This window comes from Bacteroides sp. (assembly GCF_030151085.1).
Taxonomy (GTDB): domain Bacteria; phylum Bacteroidota; class Bacteroidia; order Bacteroidales; family Bacteroidaceae; genus Bacteroides.
Genome location: NZ_JASLER010000001.1, coordinates 56,810 through 82,523, shown reverse-complemented (window position 1 = coordinate 82,523; position 25,714 = coordinate 56,810). Strand labels below are relative to the sequence as shown.

The window sequence follows — 25,714 nt, the reverse complement described above, 5'->3', positions numbered from 1 at the left end:
AGTATTAGTTACCTTATTACGTATATTTTGCAACAAAAGTAGCTTTTATTCTTCACATTCCCGCTTCTCCGACAGTAATTTTTCAATTTCACGGTCGGCTTTGGTCAATTTATCGCTGCAAAACGCAATAATCTCGTTCGCCTCTTTTATCTTCTCGGCAAGCGCATCTATCTCTAATTCGTTATTGTCTATCTGGCTGACAATTTTCTCCAAACGCGCCATGGCTTCGGAGTAGGTTTCTTTTTTCTTGGTTGCTGGCATAAATAAAATTAGTCTTTATACTTTTCAAGTCGCTTATCAGAATTTCCATCTTTGGGCGACGCATTTTCCCATTTCATTTCATCAGATGTTAACTTTAGAATATGATACTGTTCTGTATAGTGCCCTTCTTTATCAAATATCGTAACCAGTTTCTTATCATTACTTATCTGATAAGTACGATAAAGGGGAATTCCATTAGACAAGGGGCTTCCTGTATAGATCTCACATGTCTTGTCAGCTTTAAACGTATAACTGGTTACATAATCATCTTCAAGGACTGGTTCTTTTACAAACCACAGACCCTCCAATTGAGAGATTTCAACTGTATTGTCTTCATCAGCACATGAGATAAAGCTAAATGCCATAAACACCAGCATCAGCATACTAAATAGGTTTTGTGTCTTCATATTAGTTCATTTTAAATGGTTTAAACATATTTATATAAATGCAGTGATTTATAAAACACTGCACACATAGAGCTAAATATTTACAATTGAAGTCACTTTACCATATTGTAAACAAGTAATTATTTCATCATCCGCTTGCAATTCTTTTGCATTCTTCACTACCTTCCCGTCTTTCAACGTAATACTATACCCACGAGCAAGCTGCTTTTCGGGTGAAGCATCCACCAATCGTTGCTGCAATAATTCCAAACGATGACGATGACGGGATAATGAAGAAGTCACAACCTGAGCTATATCTTTCTTTGCTGTGAGCAAAGTCAACTTGGCACTGGATATCCGCCGATAAGCGGAAGAAGGAATCCGATTTTTATAAGCAACCAACTTGCGTTGTTCCTGAGACAATAAATTGCGAACACTTTCTTGCAAACGGGCAGCAAGCAATTCCAGTTCATCCGCAGCATCATTCATAGATTCTATCAGAAATTCAGCAGCAGCCGTAGGAGTTTTTACACGGGTATGTGCCACAGAATCAAGCACTGTATCATCCCTTTCATGTCCGATACCTGTAATAATAGGTAATGGAAATTGTGCACAAGAGGCTGCAAGAAGATAAGTATCAAAACCGGAAAGGTCGGATGTAGCACCTCCTCCGCGGATAATAACGACGACATCAAACTCCGTCAGCCGGGCATTGACTTTATCAAGAGCTGATAAAACAGAATCTTCCACACGGTCACCCTGCATCAAAGCTGGAAATAATTCCGTATAGAAATAGAAACCACGGGAATTATTTTGCAATTGATGGCAGAAATCGTCGTAACCTGCTGCCGTAGGGGAAGAAATAACAGCAATCCGTTGCGGAAGAGGAGGCATATCCAACTCTTTATTCAGTGTAAGTACGCCTTCTTCTTCAAGTTGCTTCAGAATCTCCTTGCGACGACGTGCCATATCGCCCAATGTATAAGTCGGATCAATATCTTGTACAGTTAAACTAAATCCATAAAGTTCGTGGAAACTAACTGTTACCTGTATCAATACCTTGATACCTGAGACAAATGCCTGTCCCGTAGCCTCCTCAAAATACGGTTTCAATAAACGGAATACATTTGCCCAAATTGTACCACGAGCTTTGGCTATCAAGTTATTGCTACGAGGATCTTTCTGTATGAACTCCAAGTAACAATGACCCGTACTATTGGTACGCACATCACTCAACTCTGCTTGCACCCAGAATTCATCGGGCAAGCATTGCTCTATGCTTCGACGTACCAAAGCATTCAGATCATATAAAGAGAGAGCTTCCATTATTTCCCGCTATTGTAAGCCTTCCACATATCAGGTAGTCCATATCCATAGATATTATCAGGGAATGCAGCACGATCACCCGATTTGCGTACCAATTCTATTACTTCTTTAGCAGTAAGTTCCGGACGCGCCTGCCACAAACAAGCCACCATTCCGCACATGATCGGTGAAGAGAAAGAAGTACCGTTTGCCTTAGCTTGATTGCCACTCGTACCCATGACATCAGAGCCCAAACCTACTGCAACAACATCCGGTTTTATCCGGTTGTCAGCTGTATTTCCGATAGAAGAGAAAGGTGCTAATAATCCATTCTTATCAATAGCACCGACGGTCAGCACATTCTCGGCATCTCCCGGAGGAGTAAGCTTTTTCCAAGAACCCATTCCCGAATTTCCTGCGCTGCAAACCAGTATCATACCTTTATCTGCAATGCGTGATGCCTGACGGGACATTAGTGCATGGTGTCCGTCTAAATCACGGTATTTATAATCTTTCGACTTATCATCAAAAGAGTAATATCCCAATGAGGTATTAAGCACGTCAACTCCTACGCTATCGGCAAATTCCACCGCAGCAGCCCAATAATCCTGTTCTACCAAATGCTCCGAAGCCTCATCTTCACTACGAAGCAACCAAAAGGAAGCTTCAGGAGCTGTACCAATCATAACATCAGGTTTGTTCATTCCCATACATGAAAGTACCATCATACCATGACTGCTCTCAGCAAAAATATCCGCCTGGGGATTTACAAAATCTTTCGTACCCAAGACACGGATTTTCTTCATTGCTTTAATCTTATCCGCATTATGGAAACCTGCATCGATCACAGCAATTGTCATTCCTTTACCTTTAAAACCGGCTTCATGCAATTTATTACCATTACTAAGTTGAATCTGATCAAGAGCAAGACCATAAATACTATCCTTATGTACAGTAGGTTTATTTATCAATGAATCACGTTTAGCAACCATTGGTTCTCCTTTGGGAGCCATCCATACTTTTTCAGTAGCAAGAACAAAGGGTAATGCAGCAATACCATCTATCAATGTAGAATCATTGCAGGAAACCGTAACAAAATTCTCCCACTTTCCCGTAACTACGACATTAACCCCCTTATTACGGATTTCATCAATGTATTTACGACATACCGGCAAATCCGTAGAGTCTATCGGTAAATTCTGTTTCTGGCGACGTGCAATCGCTTTTTCAGAGAGGAATGCTTCCGGACGGTCCAAAGAGTAAGTTGTAGCAGCCTTATCTTTCAGGCTGATGCGATACTTCAACGTATCTTGTTGCGCAGAAACACCTAGTACAAGCAAGGTAAAAGCTGCAAAAAGAATTAGTTTCTTAACCATATATTTCTTTAGTTTCAATTTACATTTGATTTTAATTTCCCAGATACATTCCGATCCCCCTTTGTGAAGCGATAAACGAACCACCCACTACCCTTCTACCGATATAGAATACAGCAGATTGTCCAGGAGCAATCGCAGATGCTTCTTTTTGGAAATGCACCAACAAACGACCGTCTTCCAACCGATTTACCGTACAGGGAATTGGTTTACTGCGATAACGAATACGTACCGTGAGTTCTTTACTTTCAAAAATTTCTTGTTCATCAATCAGATTTTCTTGCTCTACCAGCATATATTCTGCCTGCAATTGTTCAACATCTCCCAACATCACCGTATTCTTCTGAGAATTTATTTTCAATACATAAGCCGGCTTACCTAAAGCAATCTCCAATCCTTTGCGTTGTCCGATGGTATAATAAGGGAAACCTTTATGTTCTCCTAACTTTACCCCTTCTGAATTTACAAACCATCCCGGACCTATCTCACGATCTATTTCAGGAGAATGTTCTTTTAAGAAATCCCGATAGTCACCTTTGATGAAGCAAACTTCCATACTTTCACCTTCTTCGGCTTTGAGGGTATATCCTTTCTCACGTAGATATTCACGCACTTGCACTTTGGTATAAGTTCCCAAAGGAAAGATACAACGTTTCAATACATCCTGTCCTAATCTCCAAAGAAAATAGGACTGGTCTTTCTTATCATCATCGCCAGCTATAATATAAACATGACCGTTTAGTTCTTCCAAGCAGGAGTAATGTCCGGTTGATATGTACTTACATCCCAATTTATCCGCCCACTCGGTCAGAATCCGAAATTTGAACAGGGGGTTGCACATCACACAAGGATTGGGAGTACGTCCCTGGCGGTATTCATCGATAAAGTTCTGTACGATCACTTGGCGAAAAGCTTCACGTTCATCAGCAATGTAATGTTCTATGTCCATACGTTTGGCAAGTTCCCGTGCTTCGGCAGGTTCATCACCCCACACCCACATGGTAAGCCCAACAATTTCATAGCCCTGCTCCTTCAACATCAAACAAGTAGCGGTACTGTCTATACCGCCGCTCATACCTACTAGCACCCGCTTTTCCATTACATTCATAGTCGAAATCCATTCATTAGTTTGCAAAAATAGATGTTTTCGGGGAGAAGAAACAGAAAAGGCATGCCTTTTTAGCATGCCTTCACTTAAATATCCTAATTTAGAACAATCTATAATTCAAATTATCTTTCCGCATCAATCGTATACGTAAAGCTATCCGCCCGATAATACCCAATGTTATACTCTACCGGCAGACCATTAATATCATATACAAACCTCTTCCTTATTAATATAGGGTCACTTGGCTTTATTTCCAACTTATCAGCAACTATCTCACCTGCCAACCGGGCAGTTATCTCTTCTTTGCTAGTTTTTACGATTATATTATACTTACTTTCAAGAACTCCATAAAGTGGTTGAGTGAAATCTTCATCGCCCGTCAGCGGAATGATAGGATTAAAATAAGAGATAAACGAAACAAATGGATATTCCTTATTACCACGAACTCTTTCCAAAACGATACACCTAGTCCCTTTATCCGGTGAAATATTGAAAAAACTACATATTTCCTCATTGGGTTTCTTAAGGCTGACATGAAGTTCAAAGTTTTTAACTTCAATACCCAACATCTTCATTTCTTGTGAAAAGCTCAGCCAGTTCTTCACTCCTCCTGTAATTCCTTTTTTGGCGACCTTTGTACCATACCCCTTCTTTCTGTCCAAAAGTCCTTCAAACACAAGTTTGTTTATAGCTTGGCGCAAAGTGTTACGAGAAATGCTTAATTGTTCAGACAATTTAATTTCATTAGGCAGTAATTTACCATTCTTATACTCTTCTGATTCGATCAATTTTCTGAGAACTTCTTCAGCCTGAATATGAAGAGGTTTTCCACTACTTGAATCTAATTTCATGCTCATATTCTTCTATCTCTAGTTTTTACGAGGCAAATATACTCTTTTTTGGAAAAAAAAGAGTAGTTTCTTTTGTTTTATTTCCAAAGAACGTATATTTGCACAAAATACAAACATGTTCATACATATATAACAATTAAAGGTACATAGAAAACATGAGAAAGGTAAATTACGATCGGTTCCCATCCACCAAGATTTCAGGAACTATTATCCAAGGGTGGGAAAACATTCGGGCTGTGACATCCGGATGCCTTAACGAGAAGTCAATCTTAGGAGTAGACTTCTACACTGGCGTACACGAAGAAGAAGTTATTAATGCACTTGCACTTTTGCCAGACACGACAATCATAAAGACACGCGACTTAATGAAAGCTGAAGAAGAAGTCAAAATAATGACCGAACGGTTTATGACGGAAGATGTCCTGTTTGGCTACATCACCAATCTAAAGCTTGACAACTACTTCGACCCCCAGAAAGTAAAAACAGCTCAACAGCAAATAGAGTCAGCTACCGGAAATGTGATTGTCATTGGTACCGGAGCCGCAACCATCATTCCTGCCGATGCTACATTAATATATGTAGATATGGCACGTTGGGAAATCCAACAACGCTTCCGCCGCCATGAAGTAAAAGCGCTGGGTATAGACAACAGCCAAGACGCCGTTTCATTGCAATACAAAAGAGGCTATTTCAATGATTGGAGAATATGTGATCAATATAAGGAAGGATTGTTTAATAGGATTAGTTTCTGGATTGACACCCACATTGCGGGCGAGCCTAAGATGATCGACAAAGATACATTCTTTAAAGGTATAGAGGAGACGGTGAAAAGCCCTTTCCGTGTAGTGCCTTTCTTCGATCCGGCTCCCTGGGGTGGTCAATGGATGAAAGAGGTTTGCGGACTCGATCCGGAAAAAGAGAACTACGGTTGGTGCTTCGATTGTGTTCCCGAAGAGAACAGCCTTTTCTTCGAAGTGAATGGAGTGCGATTTGAGATGCCATCAGTAAATCTGGTTCTATTGAAATCAAAAGACCTACTTGGCGAACCGGTAGAAGCACGATTCGGTAAGGATTTCCCTATCCGTTTTGACTTCCTCGATACTGTAGGCGGTGGCAACTTGAGCGTGCAGGTTCACCCTACCACGCAGTTCATCCGCGAAAGCTTCGGCATGTATTATACACAGGACGAGAGCTATTATCTGCTCGATGCCAAAGAAGGTGCGACCGTATACCTCGGTCTGAAAGAAGGCATCAATAAAGACGATATGATAAACGACCTGCGTCAAGCTCAGGAAGGCAAAATCGTATTTGATACAGAAAAGTATGTCAACAAGCTGCCCGCCAAGAAGCATGACCACTACCTGATACCTGGTGGAACGGTTCACTGCTCAGGTTCAGAAGCATTGGTATTGGAAATCAGCTCCACACCGAATCTCTTTACTTTCAAGCTTTGGGATTGGCAGCGATTGGGGCTGGACGGTAAACCGCGTCCTATCAATGTAGAAAGAGGAAAAGAAGTAATTGACTGGAAGCGGGACACACAGTATGTAAAAGAAAACCTAGCCAATCACGTGACCGAAATAGAAAACGGCGATGGTTGGAGAGAAGAATGTACCGGTCTGCATCCGAATGAATTTATAGAAACACGCCGTCATTGGTTTACGAAACCCGTTACTCATTTCACCAATAACAGCGTCAATGTGCTGAACTTGGTAGAAGGTGAAGAAGCTATCGTAGAAAGTCCGGACAACCAGTTCGATCCGTTCATTGTACACTATGCCGAGACATTTATTATTCCGGCAAGTGTAGGCAGTTACACCATTTCGCCTTACGGATTATCTGCCGGACAAGAATGTGCAACCATCAAGGCATACGTGAGATTTTAAATCAAGTAGAAACCATGTTAACTCAATCAGCATAAATATATGTATAAGCACGATCAACGCATTGTATTGACTTTGGATGCCGGAGGTACAAACTTTGTATTCTCCGCAATCCAAGCTTGCGAGGAGGTAGTAGCTCCGATTTGTCTTCCTGCTGCTTCGGATGATTTGGATACATGTTTATCCACACTAATTAAAGGGTTCAGTTTAATCAAGGAGCAGTTGAAAGACGAACCGGTAGCTATCAGCTTTGCATTTCCTGGTCCTGCCGATTATGAGAATGGCATCATTGGCGACTTGCCCAATTTTCCTTCTTTTCATGGCGGGGTGGCTTTAGGTCCTTTTCTCGAAGCTAAGTTCGGAATACCGGTATATATCAATAACGACGGAAACTTATTTGCCTACGGCGAAGCACTGGCAGGTACATTGCCTGCCATCAATGCCCAACTGGAAGCTTCCGGCAATCCGAAGAGATATAAGAATCTGCTGGGCATCACCTTAGGAACCGGGTTCGGTGCAGGGGTCGTTATCAACAATTGCCTACTGACAGGCGACAATGGTTGTGGCGGTGACGTCTGGATTATGCGCAACAAGAAATACCCGGAAATGATAGCCGAAGAAAGTGTAAGTATCAGAGCCGTTTGCCGTGTATATAGCGAACTAAGCGGTGAAGATGCAACCATACTGACACCCAAAGACATCTTTGATATTGCCGAAGGCAACCGTCCCGGTAACAGCGATGCCGCCATCCGCAGCTTCGAAGAGATGGGCGAAATGGCAGGAGCCGCCATTGCCGGAGCCCTACACATCGTAGATGGATTGGTAGTCATAGGAGGTGGATTGGCAGGAGCATCCAAATATATATTTCCGGGAATCATGAAAGAGTTAAACCGTCCCATCAGCACTTTTGCAGGCAGAAACTTCGCTTGTCTTCAAATGGAGGTTTGCAATTTGATGGAAGCAGAGGAACGTCAGAAATTTCTGGAGAATAGAACAACACTGGTACAAGTGCCGTCAACAAACAAACACGTTCAATATAATTCTCACAAACGCATCGGAATCACAGTTTCCACATTAGGCGCAAGCAAGGCAGTAGCACTGGGTGCATACTCTTTCGCATTGCAACAATTAGGTTAAGAATACCAATTAGGTTAGTTAGATCAAGGTAGATTAGATTGTTTTTAAGGATAACAAAATTATAACTGTTCGCACTAGAGCAAAAGAATAGAAGATTATATAATATAGAAGAAAGATAAATATGAGAAACTTAATCACCTTTTTAGTATTTGCCTGTTGTGCCGTTTTCACCACAAGCGCAAAAGAGGTATGGAGCATCGGTAGCAACAACAATACCGGTGCCGACTTAGCCTTGGGTCCCTCGGACTACAAGAAATTTCTGGCACACGACTTCGGTTACGAAGACCGTTACTATCTGGTAGGAACCTCAGTAGACAAAAAAGAGTTCCCTTACGTACTGCCCGGTCCCGATGACACTTGGGGAGGCACTTGGGGTACTTCCGGTTGGAGAACGCACGACGCCAACATCCTCTTCAACATCCAAAGTCTTCCTAAAAAAGGAACTTGGAAATTGACTGTCGACTTGGTAGACGCCAACCCTAACCGCTCCATCGTGAAAGTGATCGTGAACTCTGTAGAAAAGAAGTTCGAGATAAAAGGTAATTCCAAAGAAGTGCTGGAAGGTAATCTCACTAACGCCAAAGAGCAACTTCTCGAATTCCCCATCAGCGCAGCGGATTTAAAAACAGGTGGCAACCAGGTTACCATCTCCGTACTGGAAGGTGGCTGGATCGTATTCGACCAAATAAAACTCGAAGGTAACGACGCTCTTCAGCTTGGCAAGAACAACGAATATGCTTTCCTTCGCGGCGTAACACCTGCCAAATACGAAATTAATCAGAACGGAACAAGCGTACAACCTCTGCTGATAGATGTAGAACATCTGAAAGGTAATCCGAAACTGACTGTAAAAATAGATGGCGCCGAAACATTCTCCGCTACTCTCGACACAGCACGTTATGTATTCGAAGCCCCCATGCCAGCCGTTAAGAAAAACAAGAAAAGTGAGTATCAGATATTGGTAAACAACCAACTTCTGGAAAAAGGCACTATCATGCGTTCTCCACAGAAGATACAGTCACTTGCCGATTACGTAGATACCAAAATAGGTACGGCACACTCCCGTTGGATGATTGCACCGGGTCCATGGATGCCTTTCAGTATGGTTAAACTGAGTCCTGATAACCAGAACATGGGCTGGCAAGCCGGTTATCAACCAACATTCGAAACCGTAGGTTGCTTTAGTCATATTCACGAATGGACCATGGGTGGACTCGGTATGATGCCGACCAACGGCAAGTTATTCACCAAAGTAGGCGACCAGTTCCGTCCCGACGAAGGCTATCGCTCACGTATCGACAAGACAACCGAAGAAGCTCCTTTGGGCTATTACAAGGTATTTATGACCGATACCAAAATTCTGGCGGAAGTTACAGCTACCGAAAGAGCCAGCTTCCAGAAATACACCTTCCCTAAAAATCAGGATGGTCGTGTCATGATAGACCTGCACATCCAAGCTGAGTACGACTATAATCTGTTGGACTTAGAGGTTAAAAAGGTAAGCGACAACCGCATCGAAGGTTATTGTCATCAGATATCTCCACGTCCACACGTATGGAGTGATGATGCCGATCAGGAATATGTAGTAAACTTTGTCATTGAATTCGACGCTCCTATCAAAAAAGTAGGTGGCTGGAAAAACGATCAAGTAATTGAAGGCAATTCCATCTCAGGCAAGAACCTAAAAGATGCCGGTCTATATGTAGAGTTCGACACCAAGAATCATCCGATAGTACAAGCTCGCACAGGTATCTCATTGGTGAGCATCGCCAATGCATCCGAGAATTTGGAAAAAGAAATCTCCGACAAATTCGGCTGGGACTTCAATGCTGTTGTGCAAAATCAGAAGAATGTATGGAATGATATCCTGGATCGTCTGACTATCACCACCAACGACCGTATCGAGAAAGTACGTTTCTATACTAATATGTACCGTGCACTTTGCCGCAACCTTTGGAGCGATGTAAACGGTGAATGGATGTCACCCGACGAGAAAGTACGCAAATTCACCAATCCTAATCATGTAGCCTTGGGATGCGACGCCTTCTGGAATAGCTTCTGGAATTTGAATCAATTCTGGAATCTCGTAACTCCTGAATGGAGTTCCAAATGGGTGAACTCACAGCTTGCCATGTACGACTCCAATGGATGGTTGGCTAAAGGTCCTGCCGGCATGGAATACATTCCGGTAATGGTAGCAGAGCATGAAATACCTTTGATGGTATCGGCTTACCAGATGGGCATTCGCGACTACGACGCAGAGAAGGCTTTCGAAGCCATGAAGAAGATGCAAACCACTCCCGCCACTCATGTAGCAGGTGGATTCGCCGGAAATCGAGACCTCGTACCTTATATGAAGTACAAATATGTGCCTATCGAGAAAGGACGTTTCTCCAACACACTAGAATATTCATACGATGACTGGACCGTAGGACAAATGGCAAAAGCATTAGGTAAATACAACGAGTATAATACTTTCAACGAACGTGGTTCCTGGTGGAGAAACGCTATCAACCCGAAGAACGGTTATGCACACATGCGTGATACCGCAGGAGTGTTCATCCCCGATTTCGATCCATTCCAATCAGGACGCAATCATCATTACGTAGAGGGTAACTCCTGGCAATTGAGTTTCTTCGTTCCGCAAGATGTTCCGGCATTGGTAAACATATTGGGAGAGAAAACATTCGTTGACCGCCTCGACTGGGGATTCCAAGTGAGCGAACCGTGGCGATACAATGCTCCGAACGACCAGTATTGGGATTATCCGGTAGTACAAGGCAACCAGCAGTCCATGCATTTCGCATTCCTCTTCAACTGGGCAAAGAAACCTTGGCTTACTCAAAAATGGTCACGTTCCATCATCGACAAGTATTATGGTGCAGGAATCGCCAACGCCTATTTGGGTGACGAAGACCAAGGTCAGATGAGTGCTTGGTTCGTAATGGCAGCTTTAGGTTTGTTCCAAACAGATGGCGGATGCCGCATCGACCCGATTTACGAGATTGCCAGCCCGCTTTACGAGAAAGTGGTAATCGACCTTGGAGAACGCTATAACCGTGGTAAAACTTTCACTATTGAAGCCAAGAATGCATCGCGCAACAACAAGTATATTCAAAGTGCAACGCTGAATGGAAAACCTCTGAACCAGTTCTTCTTCCCCGCTTCAGAGTTACTGAAAGGCGGCGAATTGATTCTGGTGATGGGCGACAAGCCTAATACATCTTGGGGTGTAGCCTCATCTTGCAATTAACCACCAGTGCACAAGAAAACATTAAAAGTATATGAAAAACAAGCATACATTAATTACTGCCCTCCCCGTCCTTTTCGGATTCTTCGTGATGGGCTTCTGTGACATTGTTGGCATATCATCGGACTATGTTCAACGCACCTTCGGCTGGTCGGATGTCATGACCGGCTTTGTTCCTTCCATGGTATTCATCTGGTTCTTATTCCTCGGCATCCCCGTGGGCAACCAAATGAACAAATGGGGACGCAAGAATACTGTACTCCTCAGTATGGCACTAACAATAGCAGGTATGCTCCTCCCTTTGATAGCTTACAACAGCGTTACTTGTATGACAGCCTATGCACTGTTAGGTATCGGAAATGCCATTCTGCAAGTATCTCTTAATCCGCTATTGAGCAATATTATCACTAACAGTTCACTGCTGACAAGCAGTTTGACAGCCGGTCAGGTAATCAAAGCCGTCTCCTCACTGGTAGGTCCCGAAATCGTACTGTTGGCAATCAGCTATTTTGGAGCAGACAAATGGTATTACTGTTTCCCTATCTTGGGTGCCATCACCTTACTATCAGCCATTTGGTTACTGGCAACTCCTATCGAACGCGAGAAATCATCCGGAGCTACCCTTTCTATGAGCAATACTTTTGCTTTACTGAAAGACCGCACTATCCTACTTCTTTTCCTAGGTATCTTCTTCATTGTAGGAGTAGATGTAGCCACCAACTTTATCAGTTCCAAACTAATGGCAGTTCGTTTTGGTTGGTCGGACGATCAGGTTAAGTTTGCTCCGCAAGTCTATTTCCTCAGTCGTACGATTGGCGCACTGCTGGGTGCATTCTTATTAGTACGCATAGCCGAGATGAAGTATTTCCGCGTCAATATGATTGCTTGCATCGCTTCGTTACTGGTACTTATGATAGTAGAAAATGATATTGTCAACCTCATTTGTATCGGAGCTGTAGGTTTCTTCGCCTCTTCCGTTTTCTCCATTATCTACTCAATGGCCCTGCAAGCACGTCCCGAGAAAGCCAATCAAATTTCCGGTCTGATGATTACAGCTGTTGCAGGTGGCGGAGTAGTCACCCCCGCGATCGGACTGGCTATAGGGACTGTAGGTATATTGGGAGGAGTAGCCGTAACACTACTCTGCGTACTCTACCTTACCTACTGCGCTTTTGGCATCAAGGTAGTGAAGAAAAAGAGCTGCTCAATTTAGTTTTGCACGCACTTTTACCCTCATGCCCTCATAAACACTCCGCATCTCTTTATTCATCGGTGTTTGAGACATGAGAGTAACCATGATAGCAGGTATGAGGGTAAACGTTTGCCCTCATACCTGTTATCAGTATATACCACTACAAATATTTAATAATCAAACAAATACCTTCTACCTACTCAATATTTCAGTTATTCTTTTTTTCCGCAAAACAGGCATTTCTTGTACAAAGTGAAGGTATATGATACACTAAAGCGTGTAGTTTCTTCTGCAAAGTTCTCATGTTTCTTTTGTTAAGCTCTTTGGTTTATGAAAAGCTTACAATTGTGAATAAATCAGTTTACTGCAATGAATAAATATGTTCATTAATGAGGATTAATCGATTCACTAATGTGAATCAATTTTCAACTCAAAGCAAAGATACAACAAACACTGTACAGGAACAGATCAACAACCCATATCTTAACTACTACTGACTGCTATTTCAGACAACAAACTATGAAGTACATGCATTTTAACTAGGGATAAAGTAAAATAAAAAACTAATTTATTGATTCGTCTTGTAGTATGCTACCCTTCTTAAGAGATATGTTGCCATCAATGTACCAACAAACAAAACAGCAATGTAGAAACATTTTAGCAATACTTCTCAGTTTTATATTTATATAGTTCATAAAAGTTTTTTGGGATCAACACATATAAACGCCTTTACCAACAGCAGGACAACAACCTATATTACAAAACATTAGACTTAAATCATAAACTTAAAAACGTAGTTAGACTGCAAACAAGAACTTTTATAGTTTCTTATCTTTCTTATTTAAACTAATTGCTTATAATAAAATAATTAAGCGTTTCTATTGCGAGTTATAGATTTAGTTTATATATTTGCATCATACAAATGTTCATACATATAAGACAATCGTACGAACATGCATTAATATTAACCACAATAATCAATATAAAGACGAATGGAAAAGACAATTACTATTTTAATCACATTAATTATTTTCTTCAATTCTTCTACTAGCGCTAAAGAATACAATGGAAGATATGGCTGGCCAGTACAAAGAGCCCCTGAAAAGATCATAATATGCGAGCGCAAAGGAACTTTAGCTGAAATCATGTTACTTGAGTCACTATCGGGATTAGCAGCAAAAGCTGTTAATGAGGGAAAATTCAATGAAATGGTATGGATGGATATTAATAATGACTCATATAAGTCTTTGTATGAATCAAGCTTAAAAGCTTTAAATATTTCCGATGTAAAAAAGATGGACTTATGGTCGTTAGTCGATTATTTAAGAAAGAAAAAGATTATCAATGGGTATGTATTATACAAATTAGAAGAGAAATACGATCAACATAACATTTCTGATTATTCAAGTAATGTAGCTACAGTATATGCTTCTCTATTATCAGGTATTCTTATTGATGAAAGTCTGAGGACAAAAGCACAACAACATCAACTAAAAGAATTAAAAGATGTTCGAAAAGAGACCTTAGAAGAATGTTTTAATAAGAACAGTAAAAAGCTAAATAACAACTCTGCTTTAAGCATTCATCCTGCTGTCACTAACATGCGCGATTATGCCATTGCCCATAAATTGATGTTGTATTCAGACAGGAAAGCGCTGATCGAAAAAGTACTTGAGTGGGTCAAGCCAATGTCTCCAATTTTAGGTTGGGGGTGTGGCGACGAGTATGATTTCACCAGTTTGATTTCAGAATGGGGGCATTATAACACTGCATCAGATTGGTGTTTTAATCTTCCTTTCATATCCTCAACTTTTGGAAAAGTAGAATTAAAAAAAGCAAAAGAAATATCACTAAAGGATATTGACCTCTGCGACAAATCCTCTTTCCATTCATTTGTTATGAGTGACGGGGATAACATGCAGTGGACAATTGGAAACTTTACAAGAAACAAATGCTATGTAGGGAATGAAAAGATGAATAAAACTGGGGTTAGCTGGACACTTTGTCCGATCAATTTATCAGTGATTTCTCCATTCACTTGGAATGAATTAGTTGACTTACAAGGGGACAAGAATTCCTATATTGAATATGGTGGCGGATATCAATATCCAGATTTATTTGCCATAAAAAGACCCAACAGAAGTGAACTGTTAAGAGAGTTTGCTCAAAGGATAAACTTTCATCTCAATCAAATAGGCATTAAAATATTCGGTTTCATATGTCGCGATGTAATGAGTAAGAATTCTCAAGAGGCTTTTCAAATTTATGCAGAAGAATTGACAGGAATAACAGGTATGTTGGCTGTACAATATTTCCCGTACGAGTTAGGAGAAAATATCTTATGGTATAAGAATAATAAGGGAATTGATATACCAGTAGTAACCGCAAGTTATTCTTTATGGGATGAGGTTCATAAAGGACGACCCTATTGCGGTACACCAGAGTATGTTGCCTCACTTATTAACCGTGATGTAATTTCATTAGAGTCTAAAAAAGACAATGCACTCTCATGGACTATTGTTCATGCATGGTCTGATTTTAAGAGATCAAGTAGAATTACTGAACTTCCCGCAGTTGGAATGAATCCTATAATTGCAACAGAAAAGTTATTATTAAACCAGATAAAAACAATATCTATAAATGAATTACTTTGGAGAATACGTATGAAGTACCATCCCACTCAAAAAACTAACAACAAATTAGAAATACAGTAATAAGAGAGGTTAAAAGATTTAATAGTGAAATTAAAAACACAATTTCAGCAAGAAGATTCAAACACATACATTGACATTAATCTTTAAAATTAATATTTCATGAAAAAGCAGATCACCTAATTCAAATTTAACTACTGCGAGAGATGATAATTTCCCGCATAGAAAAGTCACTTTTTTTACCATTAAAATCTAATTACTAAATGAACAATTATTTATCAAAAAAGAAATGTAGTATTTTCATACTACTCATGATTGTTTCGACTTTTTGCATTGAAAACTTATCAGCGCAAAACACGAAATTGAAAGGAGAAATATTTGATGATTTGGGACCTGTCATTGGGGCAACAATCGTTATCAAATCCAAACCTACAGTTGGCACAACTACTGATGTTGATGGAAAGTTTAGTATCAACGCTCAAGTTGGAGATATACTATTAGTGAGTTTCATTGGGTATGAACCCAAAGAGGTGAAAATTACAAACACAAAAACACTAAGAATTAAGTTAGAGGAATCGGCTAATAAGTTAGATGAAGTAACAGTTGTAGCTTTTGGTAAACAAAAGAAAGAAAACTTATTAGGTTCTGTCACAACTGTAAAACCGGGAGAATTACGTGCTCCTTCCAGTAATTTAACTACAGCACTTGGCGGACGTATTGCCGGTTTGATTTCAATGCAGACTTCAGGTGAACCAGGAGCTGATAATGCGCAATTCTTTGTAAGAGGAGTAGCCACATTTAACGAGTATTCTAAAGGTCCTCTTATTCTTATCGACAACATGGAACTTTCCACTAATGATTTAGCGAGATTAGCAGTGGATGATATTGAAAGCTTTTCTATTATGAAAGATGCTACAGCTACTGCCTTGTATGGTTCAAGAGGTGCAAATGGCGTGATTTTGGTAACTACAAAGGAAGGACGTGACGGAAAAACAAATCTAAGTTTCCGTTTTGAAAATTCTTTTAGTCAAGCCACAAGAGATGTAGAATTTGCCGATCCGTTAACCTATATGAAACTAAACAATGAAGCCATTATTACCCGCCATCCATTGTACAACCGCAGATATAGTGACGACCAAATTGCAGGAGTAGAATCCGGAAGTGATCCATATTACTATCCAGCAAATGATTGGAGAAAGTTATTATTCAAAGATATGACAACCAACCAGCGTTTCAACATGAGTTTGAGTGGTGGTGGTAAGAAGGTACGTTATTATATTGCAGGTGCTTTAAATAATGACACAGGTGTTCTTAAAACTGATAGTCGCAATAATTTTAACAACAATATTAATATCAAGAATATCAATATTCGTTCTAATACAAATATTAATTTTACCTCTACGACAGAAGGGTCAGTTAAATTCAATGCAAACTTTCGCTCGGCACACGGACCGATGTATTCCGGTAATCAGATGTACCAACGAGTAATGTTGGCAAATCCGGTTGATTTTCCTGCTTTCTATAAGCCGGACGATATGAATATACACACTCAACATATTCTTTTTGGAGGTACTCCTGAATATAGCTTCATAAATCCATACGCAGATATGGTTAAAGGCTATCAAGAATCAACGCAAACAAATCTGGTTGCCCAAATAGAACTGAGACAGAAGTTAGATTTTATAACTAAAGGCTTGTCTGCAAGAGTAATGGGTAGTACTACAAGAGAATCGGTATACGCGATTAATCGTTTTTATGACCCATATTATTATACAATGAGTACTTATAATCCAACAACCGGATATTTCAAGTTGAATAATTTCCACAAAGGCGATGAAGCTTTAGGCTTTACCGGAGGAGATAAGAATGTGCTTTCTACAATTTATGGTGAATTGTCGGCAAATTATGATCGTGAATTTAATGAGAAACACGCAGTATCTGGTATGGTCGTAGGCACCATCAGAGAAATTGTTACATCTGACTTTGGAGATGACTTACAACGATCTCTACCTACACGTAATTTAGGTATATCCGGTCGTTTTACTTATAGTTATGATCATCGCTATTTATTAGAAGCAAATTTTGGATACAACGGTGCCGAACGTTTTGCACGGCATAATCAATTTGGTTTTTTTCCTTCTTTCGGAGTTGGTTGGATTGTAACAAATGAAAAGTTCTGGAAGAAAAATAACATATTGACAAACTTAAAGTTAAAGGGAACCTATGGACTAGTTGGTAATGACGCTATTGGAGATGCATATGACAGATTCTTCTATCTATCCCGTATAAGCAAAGACAAAGGGCTCAATAATGATTTTGGAGAAAATCCAGGTAGCCCCACAGCCAACTCTTCTGGTATAAAAATTAATCGTTTTGCTAATACAGCTATTACTTGGGAAAAAGCAGCTAAATTGAATTTAGGTTTTGAAGCAACTTTATTTGATGAACTCGAAATCCAGTTTGACTACTTTAAAGAAAAGCGTACTAATATTTTAATTAACCGTACAGCAATTCCTTCTACAATGGGACTTACGGATGTACCGGTTGCAGATGGCAGTGCCCCTGCTGACGTCCGCGCTAATGTGGGTGCAGCTAGCTCAAGTGGTTTCGAATTTACTTTAGATGAAAGCCATGTATTCAACAAAGATATATGGATGAGATCCACTATGACATTTACTTATGCAAGAAGCCGATACACCAAATACGAAGAAATTGTCCCTACAGGTATGGATTGGTTAAAGAATGAGGGTGAGTTTATCGGACAACAAAGAGGATTAATAGCAGAGCGGTTATTTATTGATGAAGCCGATATTGCCAATTCGCCCAAACAGACCTTTGATAATATAAATGATAATCCAGTAATGCCTGGTGATATCAAGTATCGTGATATTAATAACGATGGACTGATAAATAGTCATGACTTTGTTCCTATTGGCTATTCTAGTGTACCTCAGATTGAAGGAGGTTTCGGTATGTCTTTTGGCTTTTATGGATTTGACTTCAACTTCTTTTTAAAAGGAGCCTCCAAAGTTTCTTTCATGATTGACCCGACTGCAAATGTTGATTGGGGTAGCAACACAGTTGGTACTGCTCCTTTTGTGGGAAATCATGCTTTGCTAAAAGCTTGGGCCGATGATCACTGGTCAGAAACCAATCGAAACAGTTATGCTTTATGGCCACGCTTGTCAGACACATCAAGACCTAATAATGAGCAACCTAGTACATGGTGGCTACGCGATGGCAGTTATCTCCGTTTAAAATCGGTAGAATTAGGTTATACTATACCCGAAAGAATTACTAAGAAAATTGCTATTCAATCATTCCGTGTTTATGTAAGTGGCATGAATCTTTTGACTTGGAGCAAATTCAAGCTGTGGGATGTAGAAATGGGAGGTAGTGGCCTGAATTATCCTATTCAGCGTGTATTTAATGTTGGACTTAACTTTAATTTTTAATATTATGAAAAGTAAATTATACGCCATAATTTGTGGAACACTGATGTGCATGTTCACATCATGTTCTGATTACTTAAATGTTGTGCCTGATAATATTCCCACAATAGAACAAGTGTTTAATACTCGGGAAGGAGCATATAAAATGTTGCACACATGCTATGATTACGTTCCACGACCTGCAAACATAATGCAGAACCCAGCCCTCTTATGTGGAGATGAAGTTTGGAATCCAACTTTTATGGATAACAATTTCTATTATTATCGAAATAAAAGTACTGAGTTTATAGCCAAAGGGAGACAAGACAAAACCACTCCATTATTGAATTATTGGGATGGTGGAGATTATAGTTATCTCAGTCAGGTATTTGGAGATCAGCAAGAGAAAAGCTATATTAAGAGTCTTTTTGCAGGTATAAGAAATTGCAATATCCTTATTGACAATATCGACTTAGTACCTGATATGAAACTTGAAGAAAAAGCTCAGTGGAAAGCAGAGTGTCAGGTTTTAAAAGCATACTATCATTACTACTTGCTCCAGATGTATGGACCAATTCCTTTTATGGGAGAAAATCTTGATGTTTCTCTTCCGCCGGAAGAAGTACAAAGAGAGCGCGAGCCGGTAGACGATGTAGTTCGCCAAATAGTTGAGGTTTTGGACGAAGCTATCAGCAGTGAAGCATTGCCTCTTACAGTTGTAGGACGTCAAAATGATTTAGGACGTATCAACCTTCCTGTTGCAAAAGCAATAAAAGCAAAAGTTTTAGTTTTAGCGGCAAGTCCGATTTTCAATGGAAACACTCAATTTCGCAACTTCAAAAACTTCGCTGACCAACCATTTATAAATCCTGAATATTCAGTAGAAAAGTGGAAGAAAGCAGCAGAAGCCTGCAAAGATGCAATTACAGCAGCTCATAATGCAGACATGGGTTTCTATACGTTAGATCCCAAGACTGTTGGATTAAATGTTTCTGACAAAACAGTTCTTGAATTGAGCTTACGCGGACAGATTACAGAGAATACCGATAACCCCGAACTAGTTTGGGGAATAGGACGTCAGGACGTTAACAGACTTATATACTATGCATCCAGTCCATTGAATGCCAAACATATTTCCGAACGCCCATTAGGATTTAATAATTTACATGGAGCAACTATGAATATGACAGATCAGTTTTATTCGAATAATGGTATACCTATCGAAGAAGATTATACATACCAATATTCAGATCGTTTCAAACTGATTTCTGTACCGGAAGACTATCAGTTTTATTTCACTTCAGAAGAAGGTATAAAAGTTCCGTATTACAACACACATAGAGAACCAAGATTTTATGCTTATGTGGGATTTGATCAAGGCAAATATTACTGTCAAGAGAAGCCTAATGAAGAAGATAGTTATGTCATCCACTCTAAAGCAATGGATTTTGCCGGTGCAAAGAACACTATGTATTGCGTAACCGGATACACCTGTAAAAAGTTAATTCCTTGGAAAAGGCAGTTTGTGGTAAATGTAATCGACAATATTGGAGACGTTTTATATTTCTTCCCAATCATACGAATGTCAGACCTCTATCTAATGTGCGCAGAAGCATTAAATGAATCAAAAGAAGCACCGGATAGTGAGGTATATGAATATATACAGCCCGTTCGTACGAAAGCCGGATTGGATAAAGAAACAATGAACTTAGTTGATACTTGGGCAAAATACAGCACTTCTCCCCAAAAGCCCAAAACTAAAGAGGGAATGAGAGATATAATTCGTCAGGAAAGAATGGTAGAGTTAGCATTTGAAGGACAAAGATACTGGGATTTAAGACGCTGGATGCTAGCTGGAAGTTACTTTAACAGACCCATACGCGGCTGGAATGCACAAGGTGTCACGGAAAACGATTATTATATAGAAACTTATATTTATGATAGAAAGTTTGCAACCAAAGATTACTTCTGGCCGATCAGACAAAAGAGTCTTGACTCCAATCATAAGTTGCAACAAAATATGGGATGGTAATATTAATCTTATAAATCACCGGAAAAATGAAAAAAATATTATTAGCATTAAGTATCGTAACAATATTAACGGCTTGTTCTGAAGAGGACTTATTAAAGCCTTTCGGGCCGAATGATACTACACCACCGGCATCTGTGAGCAATGTTATATATACTCCGATACCAGGAGGGGCAAGATTTAAATATACTTTACCCGCAGATAAAGACCTAGCTTATATAAAAGCGGTATATTACGTAAACGGCATACAAAGAGATGCGGTTGCATCTCAATATGAAAGGGAGTTACTTCTAGAAGGATTGCCCGATAGTAACGAATATGAAGTTGCTCTCTATGCAATAGATAAAAGTGAAAATTATTCGGAACCGACAAAGATTAAGATTATACCGGATGAATCTCCTGTTAAAGTAATGCGCGAGAGCCTTGTCTGTAAAGCAGATTTTGGAGGATTCAGAATCCAATATAAGAATCCGTCGAAATCCGAATTATCCATCTACTTGCAACAGAAAGACAGTGTCTCGGATAGAATGTTATTTTATCAAGCACGCGTCTTTACACAAGCCGAAGGTGAGTATCAAGTTGTGGGATTGCCCAATAAGACCAATACATTCCAAATATTGGTGCGAGACCGGTTTGGTAACACTTCTGAGCCCTTGACTATTGAAGATAGACCCTGGAGAGAAGAATATCTCGACAAGAAGCTCTTCAAATATGTTGGCAAACCTCAGGTTTTTGATAAAGATGACTGGTATTCATGGATGGGACGTCCAGAAAATCTGTGGGATGATATCGTAGGTGCATGGAACTTCGCTCAAACAGCAGGAAATGGAACTTTTCCACATTATTTCTGTATAGATTTGGGTACTACAGCACCTATTGGACGCATTCTATTCCAACAGCGATTGGGAGACTCCGAAATCTTCAATGCTAACTGTATTAAACATTTCGAGGTGTATGGAGTTGAAAAACTACCAACATCAGTAAACAATGATGATCCATTAGAGGGATGGACTAAATTGAATATCGAGACATTTGAAGTTAAAAGACCATCAGGACGCAAACCCGGAGAACCTTTAACTTCAGAAGATTATGAAGCGGCTGAAAAAGGTATCATGTTTACTATTGACACACCATTTCCACGTCCCGAATTTAGATATTTAAGATTCAAATTTATCGACAATTTTACCGGAACAGACATGGCGCTTTTGGGTGAGTTAAGCTTTTGGGCACAATGGAAATAATCTAAATACATTGAAAAGATATGAAATATACTATTCTGAAAGAAAAATGTTATTGGACTTTGATGAGTTTATTAACTATAATATTGCTGAATGCTTGTTCTGATATAACAGACAGGCAGAAAGAGTATCTCGATATGGGTGAAACAATCTATGTTGGAAAGATGGACTCCGTAATAGTACAAGGAGGTAAGGATCGGGTTGTGATTAAAGCAAAGAACACTTATTTGCGTACTGCCGTGGAATGCGTCGTAAAATGGACAGACATTGAAGGAGTAGCACAAGAAAAAATCTTTAATCTGAAAGAGAATCAAGATGGTGACTATACATTGTTCACTATTGCCCCACTACCGGAAGGTGATTATGATTTTGAGTTATACACGACGGATGATGTTGGGAACAAGTCGATTGTAGTGGAAGCAGCAGGTGCTTCTTATGGCGACATCTATGTGCACACCCAGTCCAAGCTATCTATAATCGACCTGTTTGTAAATGATGAAGGTGGCGCTGAATTGACTTTATCTCAATCAAAAATGGCTGTCAAATACAAGCTGACTTATAAAGATAAAGATGGTAAAGCTCAAAATATCGAAAGTGAAGAAATAAAAGATAAGATAGTAGTTCCAAACTGGGATAATAATGATAACTCTCCATTTGAATTGACAACCTTCGTACTTCCTAAAGATAAATTAGGCTTAGATACATTAGAGTTGCCGACACTGGTTCAAGTTGCTAAACAACATGTGTCATATTATCCGGTTGATAAAAGCAAAATCTTATCTGCCAAATATACGGCTACAGACAATACAGGAAAAGGATTTGGTTCAGGTGCGCCACAAGCTATATTTGATAATCAAAGCGGAGGAGATGCAGCATGGGAATGTTGGAATGATGGAAGTACACTCCCTGCACACATGTCCTTTGATCTTGGCAAACAAACTTACCTTACAGCAGCTTCAATTATCGGCCGAAATAATTATTTTGGTTGGGATGTTGTAAAATTTGAAATATGGGGACGTGAATCGATTGATGATGGTCCTGGTGGTCCAACAGGTTATGAAATACAATCAAGAAGTGATGAAGAAGGTTTTGAGGCGGAAGCTATCACTCGAGGTTGGAAAAGAGCTGGCAAAGGTTGGTTCCAATATGAAAATCCAAGAAAAAATCCGCAAACCAGTTCATGTGAATTGACCGACTTGGATCACTCGTTCAAACCTCGTCACATTCTATTACGTATTATGAGTTGTATAACTCCGGACGGGTCAACTCCTAGTGACAAGTATTTCGGTGAAGACGGTGGTTATACCGGAGGAGGCAAATACTTCAACATTGGTGAAATGGGATTGACGGCAACAGGTATTACATATACTATTGAATAAAATAGTTTTCAAATTAAAATAGTGATTCCGGCAGCTTATTATTTTAATAGGTTGCCGGATAATATTCTAATCGCAAAACAACATGAGAAAACATATTTATCTATTCCTATTACTTAGCATCTCTTGGACAGAGAGTATTATGGCTACGGGCTCATCAATCACAAATTATGCAAAGTTAGTAGATACCCAAATTGGCACTGAAGGCAATGGATTAGGATGCGGATTCACTTTTATAGGCGCAGCATATCCATTTGGAATGATGCAAATCACTCCTGCTTTTTTCTCTCCTCATAAAGGGATTGTAGTAAATCAGATGTCAGGTGCCGGTTGTCCTCATATGGGGAATTTTCCTGTTTTGCCTATTTCTGGAGAATTAAAATCATCCCCTAATAATATGGAAAGTTTTCCCCGATATGAGACAGCAAATTCTTCGACAGCAGGGCATCTTGCAATAACAATGAAAGATGGAACAAACTGCGAGACAACAGTTTCAAAACGAAGTGGTGCTATTAAGTTTACTTTCTCCGAGAAAGAGCCCAAAGGAACAGTTATTATAGGAGCTGGTGTTGGTTCTACTTCCCTATCAAATGCCCAAATAGAAATAACCTCTCCATATTCTTGTGAAGGTTATGCAGAAGGAGGTGAAATCTGCGGTTATTCTGCTAATTATAAGATTTATTTTGCCGCAGAATTTAATTCAAAAGCAATTGCCTGCGGCACATGGGTTAATTCTGATTTAAGAAAGGATAGGTTACAAATTGGGGGAAAGAATTCCGGTGCCTACTTCACATTCGATACTCAAAACAACTCTGTAGTTGAATATAAAATTGCCATATCCTATGTTTCTGTAAAGAATGCACATGAAAATCTCCGCTTAGACAACAACAATCGCAATTTTGATGCTGTACGTGAAGATACGGAAAAAGAGTGGAACAAATACTTGGGGAAAATAGCCATAGAGTCATCCAATACAGACCGCTTAAAGCAATTCTATACACATTTCTATCACTCATTAATTCATCCCAATATATTCAATGATGTGAATGGAGAATATATGGGTGCCGACTTTAATATCCATAGAGTTAAAGACAATCGCGATTACTATACAACATTCAGTGGTTGGGATACCTATCGCACACAATGCCAATTGTTGGCAATGCTCTTTCCAAAGGAATCCTCGGATATGGTTCAATCTGCAGTTGAATTTGCACAACAGAGTGGCGGCTATGGCAGATGGGTAATAGCCAATATTGAAACAGGAATTATGCATGGAGATCCAATTCCCATAATTATATCGAATACATACGCCTTTGGAGGCAGAGATTTTGACACAGCAGCTGCATACAAGCACATGAAGCGTGGAGCTATGGTTGTTGGAACCCATTCGCAAAATGTAGTAGTGAGACCTGGATTGGAAAACTATTTGTCGAAAGGAATAGAGAATGCATCTTTATGTCTGGAGTATACTTCTACCGACTATGCAATAGGTCAGTTTGCCCTTCAGGCCATCAAGAATGAAAAAGATGCCAGTTATTTTATCAATCGTGCAGGCAACTGGAAGAATTTATATGACCCTTCAACCAGATGGCTCAGGTCAAGACATAATCATGACATGAGTTGGAAAAACCCCGATGATGATTGGAGAGAAGCAACTAAAGAGAATTATTTTTGGATGGTTCCCTACGATTTAGAAACCCTCATTGACACTATCGGAGGAAAAAATGCAGCATCCAGAAGGTTAGATTCTTTGTTTGTGAAACTAGATGCCGGCTATGATGACCATTATTATGCAGCTGGCAATGAACCGGATTTCCAGGTACCCTGGATATATAATTGGACGAACAAACCATATAAAACATCCGAGGTAATTCATCGAATTTTCAATGAAATCTATTCCAGCAAACCTAATGGATTACCTGGAAATGATGATTGTGGAGCAATGGGAGCATGGTATGTCTTTGCTTCCATAGGATTATATCCAATGATTCCAGGAGTTGCCGGTTTTTCAATAAACGCTCCTCAGTTTGAGGAAATAACAATACAGCTACCCAAAGACAAACTGGTAATTAAAGGTGGAGATTCTAAGAAAACATATATAAAAGAATTAAAGATTAATGGGAATAAATACAGTTCCTCCTGGATTGACTGGAGTAAGTTGTCAAAAGGGGCAGAGCTGGAATATTGTGTAGATAGTAAACCCAATAAAAAATGGGGATGTGTAAAATGATAAACATATAAAT

General features: G+C 39.7%; 16 protein-coding genes. 10 read left to right on the top strand and 6 right to left on the bottom strand.

The features are described from left to right. Positions 1–45: 45 nt before the first annotated feature. From xseB to Q1W14_RS00195, 6 genes are all read right to left on the bottom strand, one after another. On the bottom strand, positions 46–261 hold the full coding sequence (xseB, locus tag Q1W14_RS00220; protein WP_300698101.1) for an exodeoxyribonuclease VII small subunit: 216 nt from the start codon (positions 259–261) through the stop codon (positions 46–48). Between the two features lie 8 nt (positions 262–269). Then, a complete protein-coding gene (locus tag Q1W14_RS00215) occupies positions 270–668 on the bottom strand; it encodes a lipocalin family protein (RefSeq protein WP_300698100.1) in 399 nt (132 codons plus the stop codon). A 72-nt stretch (positions 669–740) separates the two neighbouring features. Continuing rightward, positions 741–1,973, bottom strand: coding sequence for an exodeoxyribonuclease VII large subunit (xseA, locus tag Q1W14_RS00210; protein ID WP_300698098.1), 1,233 nt, complete (start codon positions 1,971–1,973; stop codon positions 741–743). Beyond that, complete coding sequence (locus Q1W14_RS00205) at positions 1,973–3,328, bottom strand: S8 family serine peptidase (protein WP_300698096.1); 1,356 nt, start codon at positions 3,326–3,328, stop codon at positions 1,973–1,975. Before Q1W14_RS00205 ends, xseA begins: the two co-directional genes overlap by 1 nt. Positions 3,329–3,359: 31 nt before the next feature. After that, positions 3,360–4,433, bottom strand: a complete 1,074-nt coding sequence (gene mnmA, locus Q1W14_RS00200; RefSeq protein WP_300698094.1) for a tRNA 2-thiouridine(34) synthase MnmA — start codon at positions 4,431–4,433, stop codon at positions 3,360–3,362. 122 nt (positions 4,434–4,555) lie between these two features. Continuing rightward, on the bottom strand, positions 4,556–5,284 hold the full coding sequence (locus Q1W14_RS00195; RefSeq protein ID WP_300698092.1) for a GntR family transcriptional regulator: 729 nt from the start codon (positions 5,282–5,284) through the stop codon (positions 4,556–4,558). A 155-nt stretch (positions 5,285–5,439) separates the two neighbouring features. On the opposite strand from Q1W14_RS00195, the gene Q1W14_RS00190 reads away from it, so the two are divergent. From Q1W14_RS00190 to Q1W14_RS00145, 10 genes are all read left to right on the top strand, one after another. Beyond that, positions 5,440–7,170: a class I mannose-6-phosphate isomerase gene (locus tag Q1W14_RS00190; RefSeq protein WP_300698091.1), complete on the top strand. Its 1,731-nt coding sequence runs from the start codon at positions 5,440–5,442 to the stop codon at positions 7,168–7,170. Positions 7,171–7,209: 39 nt separating this feature from the next. After that, positions 7,210–8,304: an ROK family protein gene (locus Q1W14_RS00185; RefSeq protein WP_300698090.1), complete on the top strand. Its 1,095-nt coding sequence runs from the start codon at positions 7,210–7,212 to the stop codon at positions 8,302–8,304. A 121-nt stretch (positions 8,305–8,425) separates the two neighbouring features. Continuing rightward, complete coding sequence (locus Q1W14_RS00180; RefSeq protein ID WP_300698089.1) at positions 8,426–11,557, top strand: GH92 family glycosyl hydrolase; 3,132 nt, start codon at positions 8,426–8,428, stop codon at positions 11,555–11,557. Positions 11,558–11,588: 31 nt separating this feature from the next. Then, complete coding sequence (locus Q1W14_RS00175; RefSeq protein ID WP_300698088.1) at positions 11,589–12,767, top strand: sugar MFS transporter; 1,179 nt, start codon at positions 11,589–11,591, stop codon at positions 12,765–12,767. Between the two features lie 971 nt (positions 12,768–13,738). Further along, positions 13,739–15,460 (top strand): GxGYxYP domain-containing protein, encoded by a 1,722-nt coding sequence (locus tag Q1W14_RS00170; protein ID WP_300698086.1) that lies wholly within the window; start codon positions 13,739–13,741, stop codon positions 15,458–15,460. A gap of 200 nt (positions 15,461–15,660) precedes the next feature. Then, complete coding sequence (locus Q1W14_RS00165; RefSeq protein WP_300698085.1) at positions 15,661–18,852, top strand: TonB-dependent receptor; 3,192 nt, start codon at positions 15,661–15,663, stop codon at positions 18,850–18,852. A 4-nt stretch (positions 18,853–18,856) separates the two neighbouring features. After that, complete coding sequence (locus tag Q1W14_RS00160; protein WP_300698084.1) at positions 18,857–20,860, top strand: RagB/SusD family nutrient uptake outer membrane protein; 2,004 nt, start codon at positions 18,857–18,859, stop codon at positions 20,858–20,860. 26 nt (positions 20,861–20,886) lie between these two features. After that, on the top strand, positions 20,887–22,098 hold the full coding sequence (locus Q1W14_RS00155) for a DUF4959 domain-containing protein (RefSeq protein WP_300698083.1): 1,212 nt from the start codon (positions 20,887–20,889) through the stop codon (positions 22,096–22,098). A 20-nt stretch (positions 22,099–22,118) separates the two neighbouring features. Beyond that, on the top strand, positions 22,119–23,474 hold the full coding sequence (locus tag Q1W14_RS00150) for a DUF4998 domain-containing protein (RefSeq protein WP_300698082.1): 1,356 nt from the start codon (positions 22,119–22,121) through the stop codon (positions 23,472–23,474). 82 nt (positions 23,475–23,556) lie between these two features. Further along, complete coding sequence (locus Q1W14_RS00145; protein WP_300698081.1) at positions 23,557–25,701, top strand: GH92 family glycosyl hydrolase; 2,145 nt, start codon at positions 23,557–23,559, stop codon at positions 25,699–25,701. Positions 25,702–25,714 lie beyond the last annotated feature (13 nt).

Bases quoted from the DNA above. Each gene is read 5' to 3' on its own strand.
- xseB (WP_300698101.1), bottom strand. From the start codon at position 261: ATGCCAGCAACCAAGAAAAAAGAAACCTACTCCGAAGCCATGGCGCGT.
- Q1W14_RS00215 (WP_300698100.1), bottom strand. From the start codon at position 668: ATGAAGACACAAAACCTATTTAGTATGCTGATGCTGGTGTTTATGGCA.
- xseA (WP_300698098.1), bottom strand. From the start codon at position 1,973: ATGGAAGCTCTCTCTTTATATGATCTGAATGCTTTGGTACGTCGAAGC.
- Q1W14_RS00205 (WP_300698096.1), bottom strand. From the start codon at position 3,328: ATGGTTAAGAAACTAATTCTTTTTGCAGCTTTTACCTTGCTTGTACTA.
- mnmA (WP_300698094.1), bottom strand. From the start codon at position 4,433: ATGAATGTAATGGAAAAGCGGGTGCTAGTAGGTATGAGCGGCGGTATA.
- Q1W14_RS00195 (WP_300698092.1), bottom strand. From the start codon at position 5,284: ATGAAATTAGATTCAAGTAGTGGAAAACCTCTTCATATTCAGGCTGAA.
- Q1W14_RS00190 (WP_300698091.1), top strand. From the start codon at position 5,440: ATGAGAAAGGTAAATTACGATCGGTTCCCATCCACCAAGATTTCAGGA.
- Q1W14_RS00185 (WP_300698090.1), top strand. From the start codon at position 7,210: ATGTATAAGCACGATCAACGCATTGTATTGACTTTGGATGCCGGAGGT.
- Q1W14_RS00180 (WP_300698089.1), top strand. From the start codon at position 8,426: ATGAGAAACTTAATCACCTTTTTAGTATTTGCCTGTTGTGCCGTTTTC.
- Q1W14_RS00175 (WP_300698088.1), top strand. From the start codon at position 11,589: ATGAAAAACAAGCATACATTAATTACTGCCCTCCCCGTCCTTTTCGGA.
- Q1W14_RS00170 (WP_300698086.1), top strand. From the start codon at position 13,739: ATGGAAAAGACAATTACTATTTTAATCACATTAATTATTTTCTTCAAT.
- Q1W14_RS00165 (WP_300698085.1), top strand. From the start codon at position 15,661: ATGAACAATTATTTATCAAAAAAGAAATGTAGTATTTTCATACTACTC.
- Q1W14_RS00160 (WP_300698084.1), top strand. From the start codon at position 18,857: ATGAAAAGTAAATTATACGCCATAATTTGTGGAACACTGATGTGCATG.
- Q1W14_RS00155 (WP_300698083.1), top strand. From the start codon at position 20,887: ATGAAAAAAATATTATTAGCATTAAGTATCGTAACAATATTAACGGCT.
- Q1W14_RS00150 (WP_300698082.1), top strand. From the start codon at position 22,119: ATGAAATATACTATTCTGAAAGAAAAATGTTATTGGACTTTGATGAGT.
- Q1W14_RS00145 (WP_300698081.1), top strand. From the start codon at position 23,557: ATGAGAAAACATATTTATCTATTCCTATTACTTAGCATCTCTTGGACA.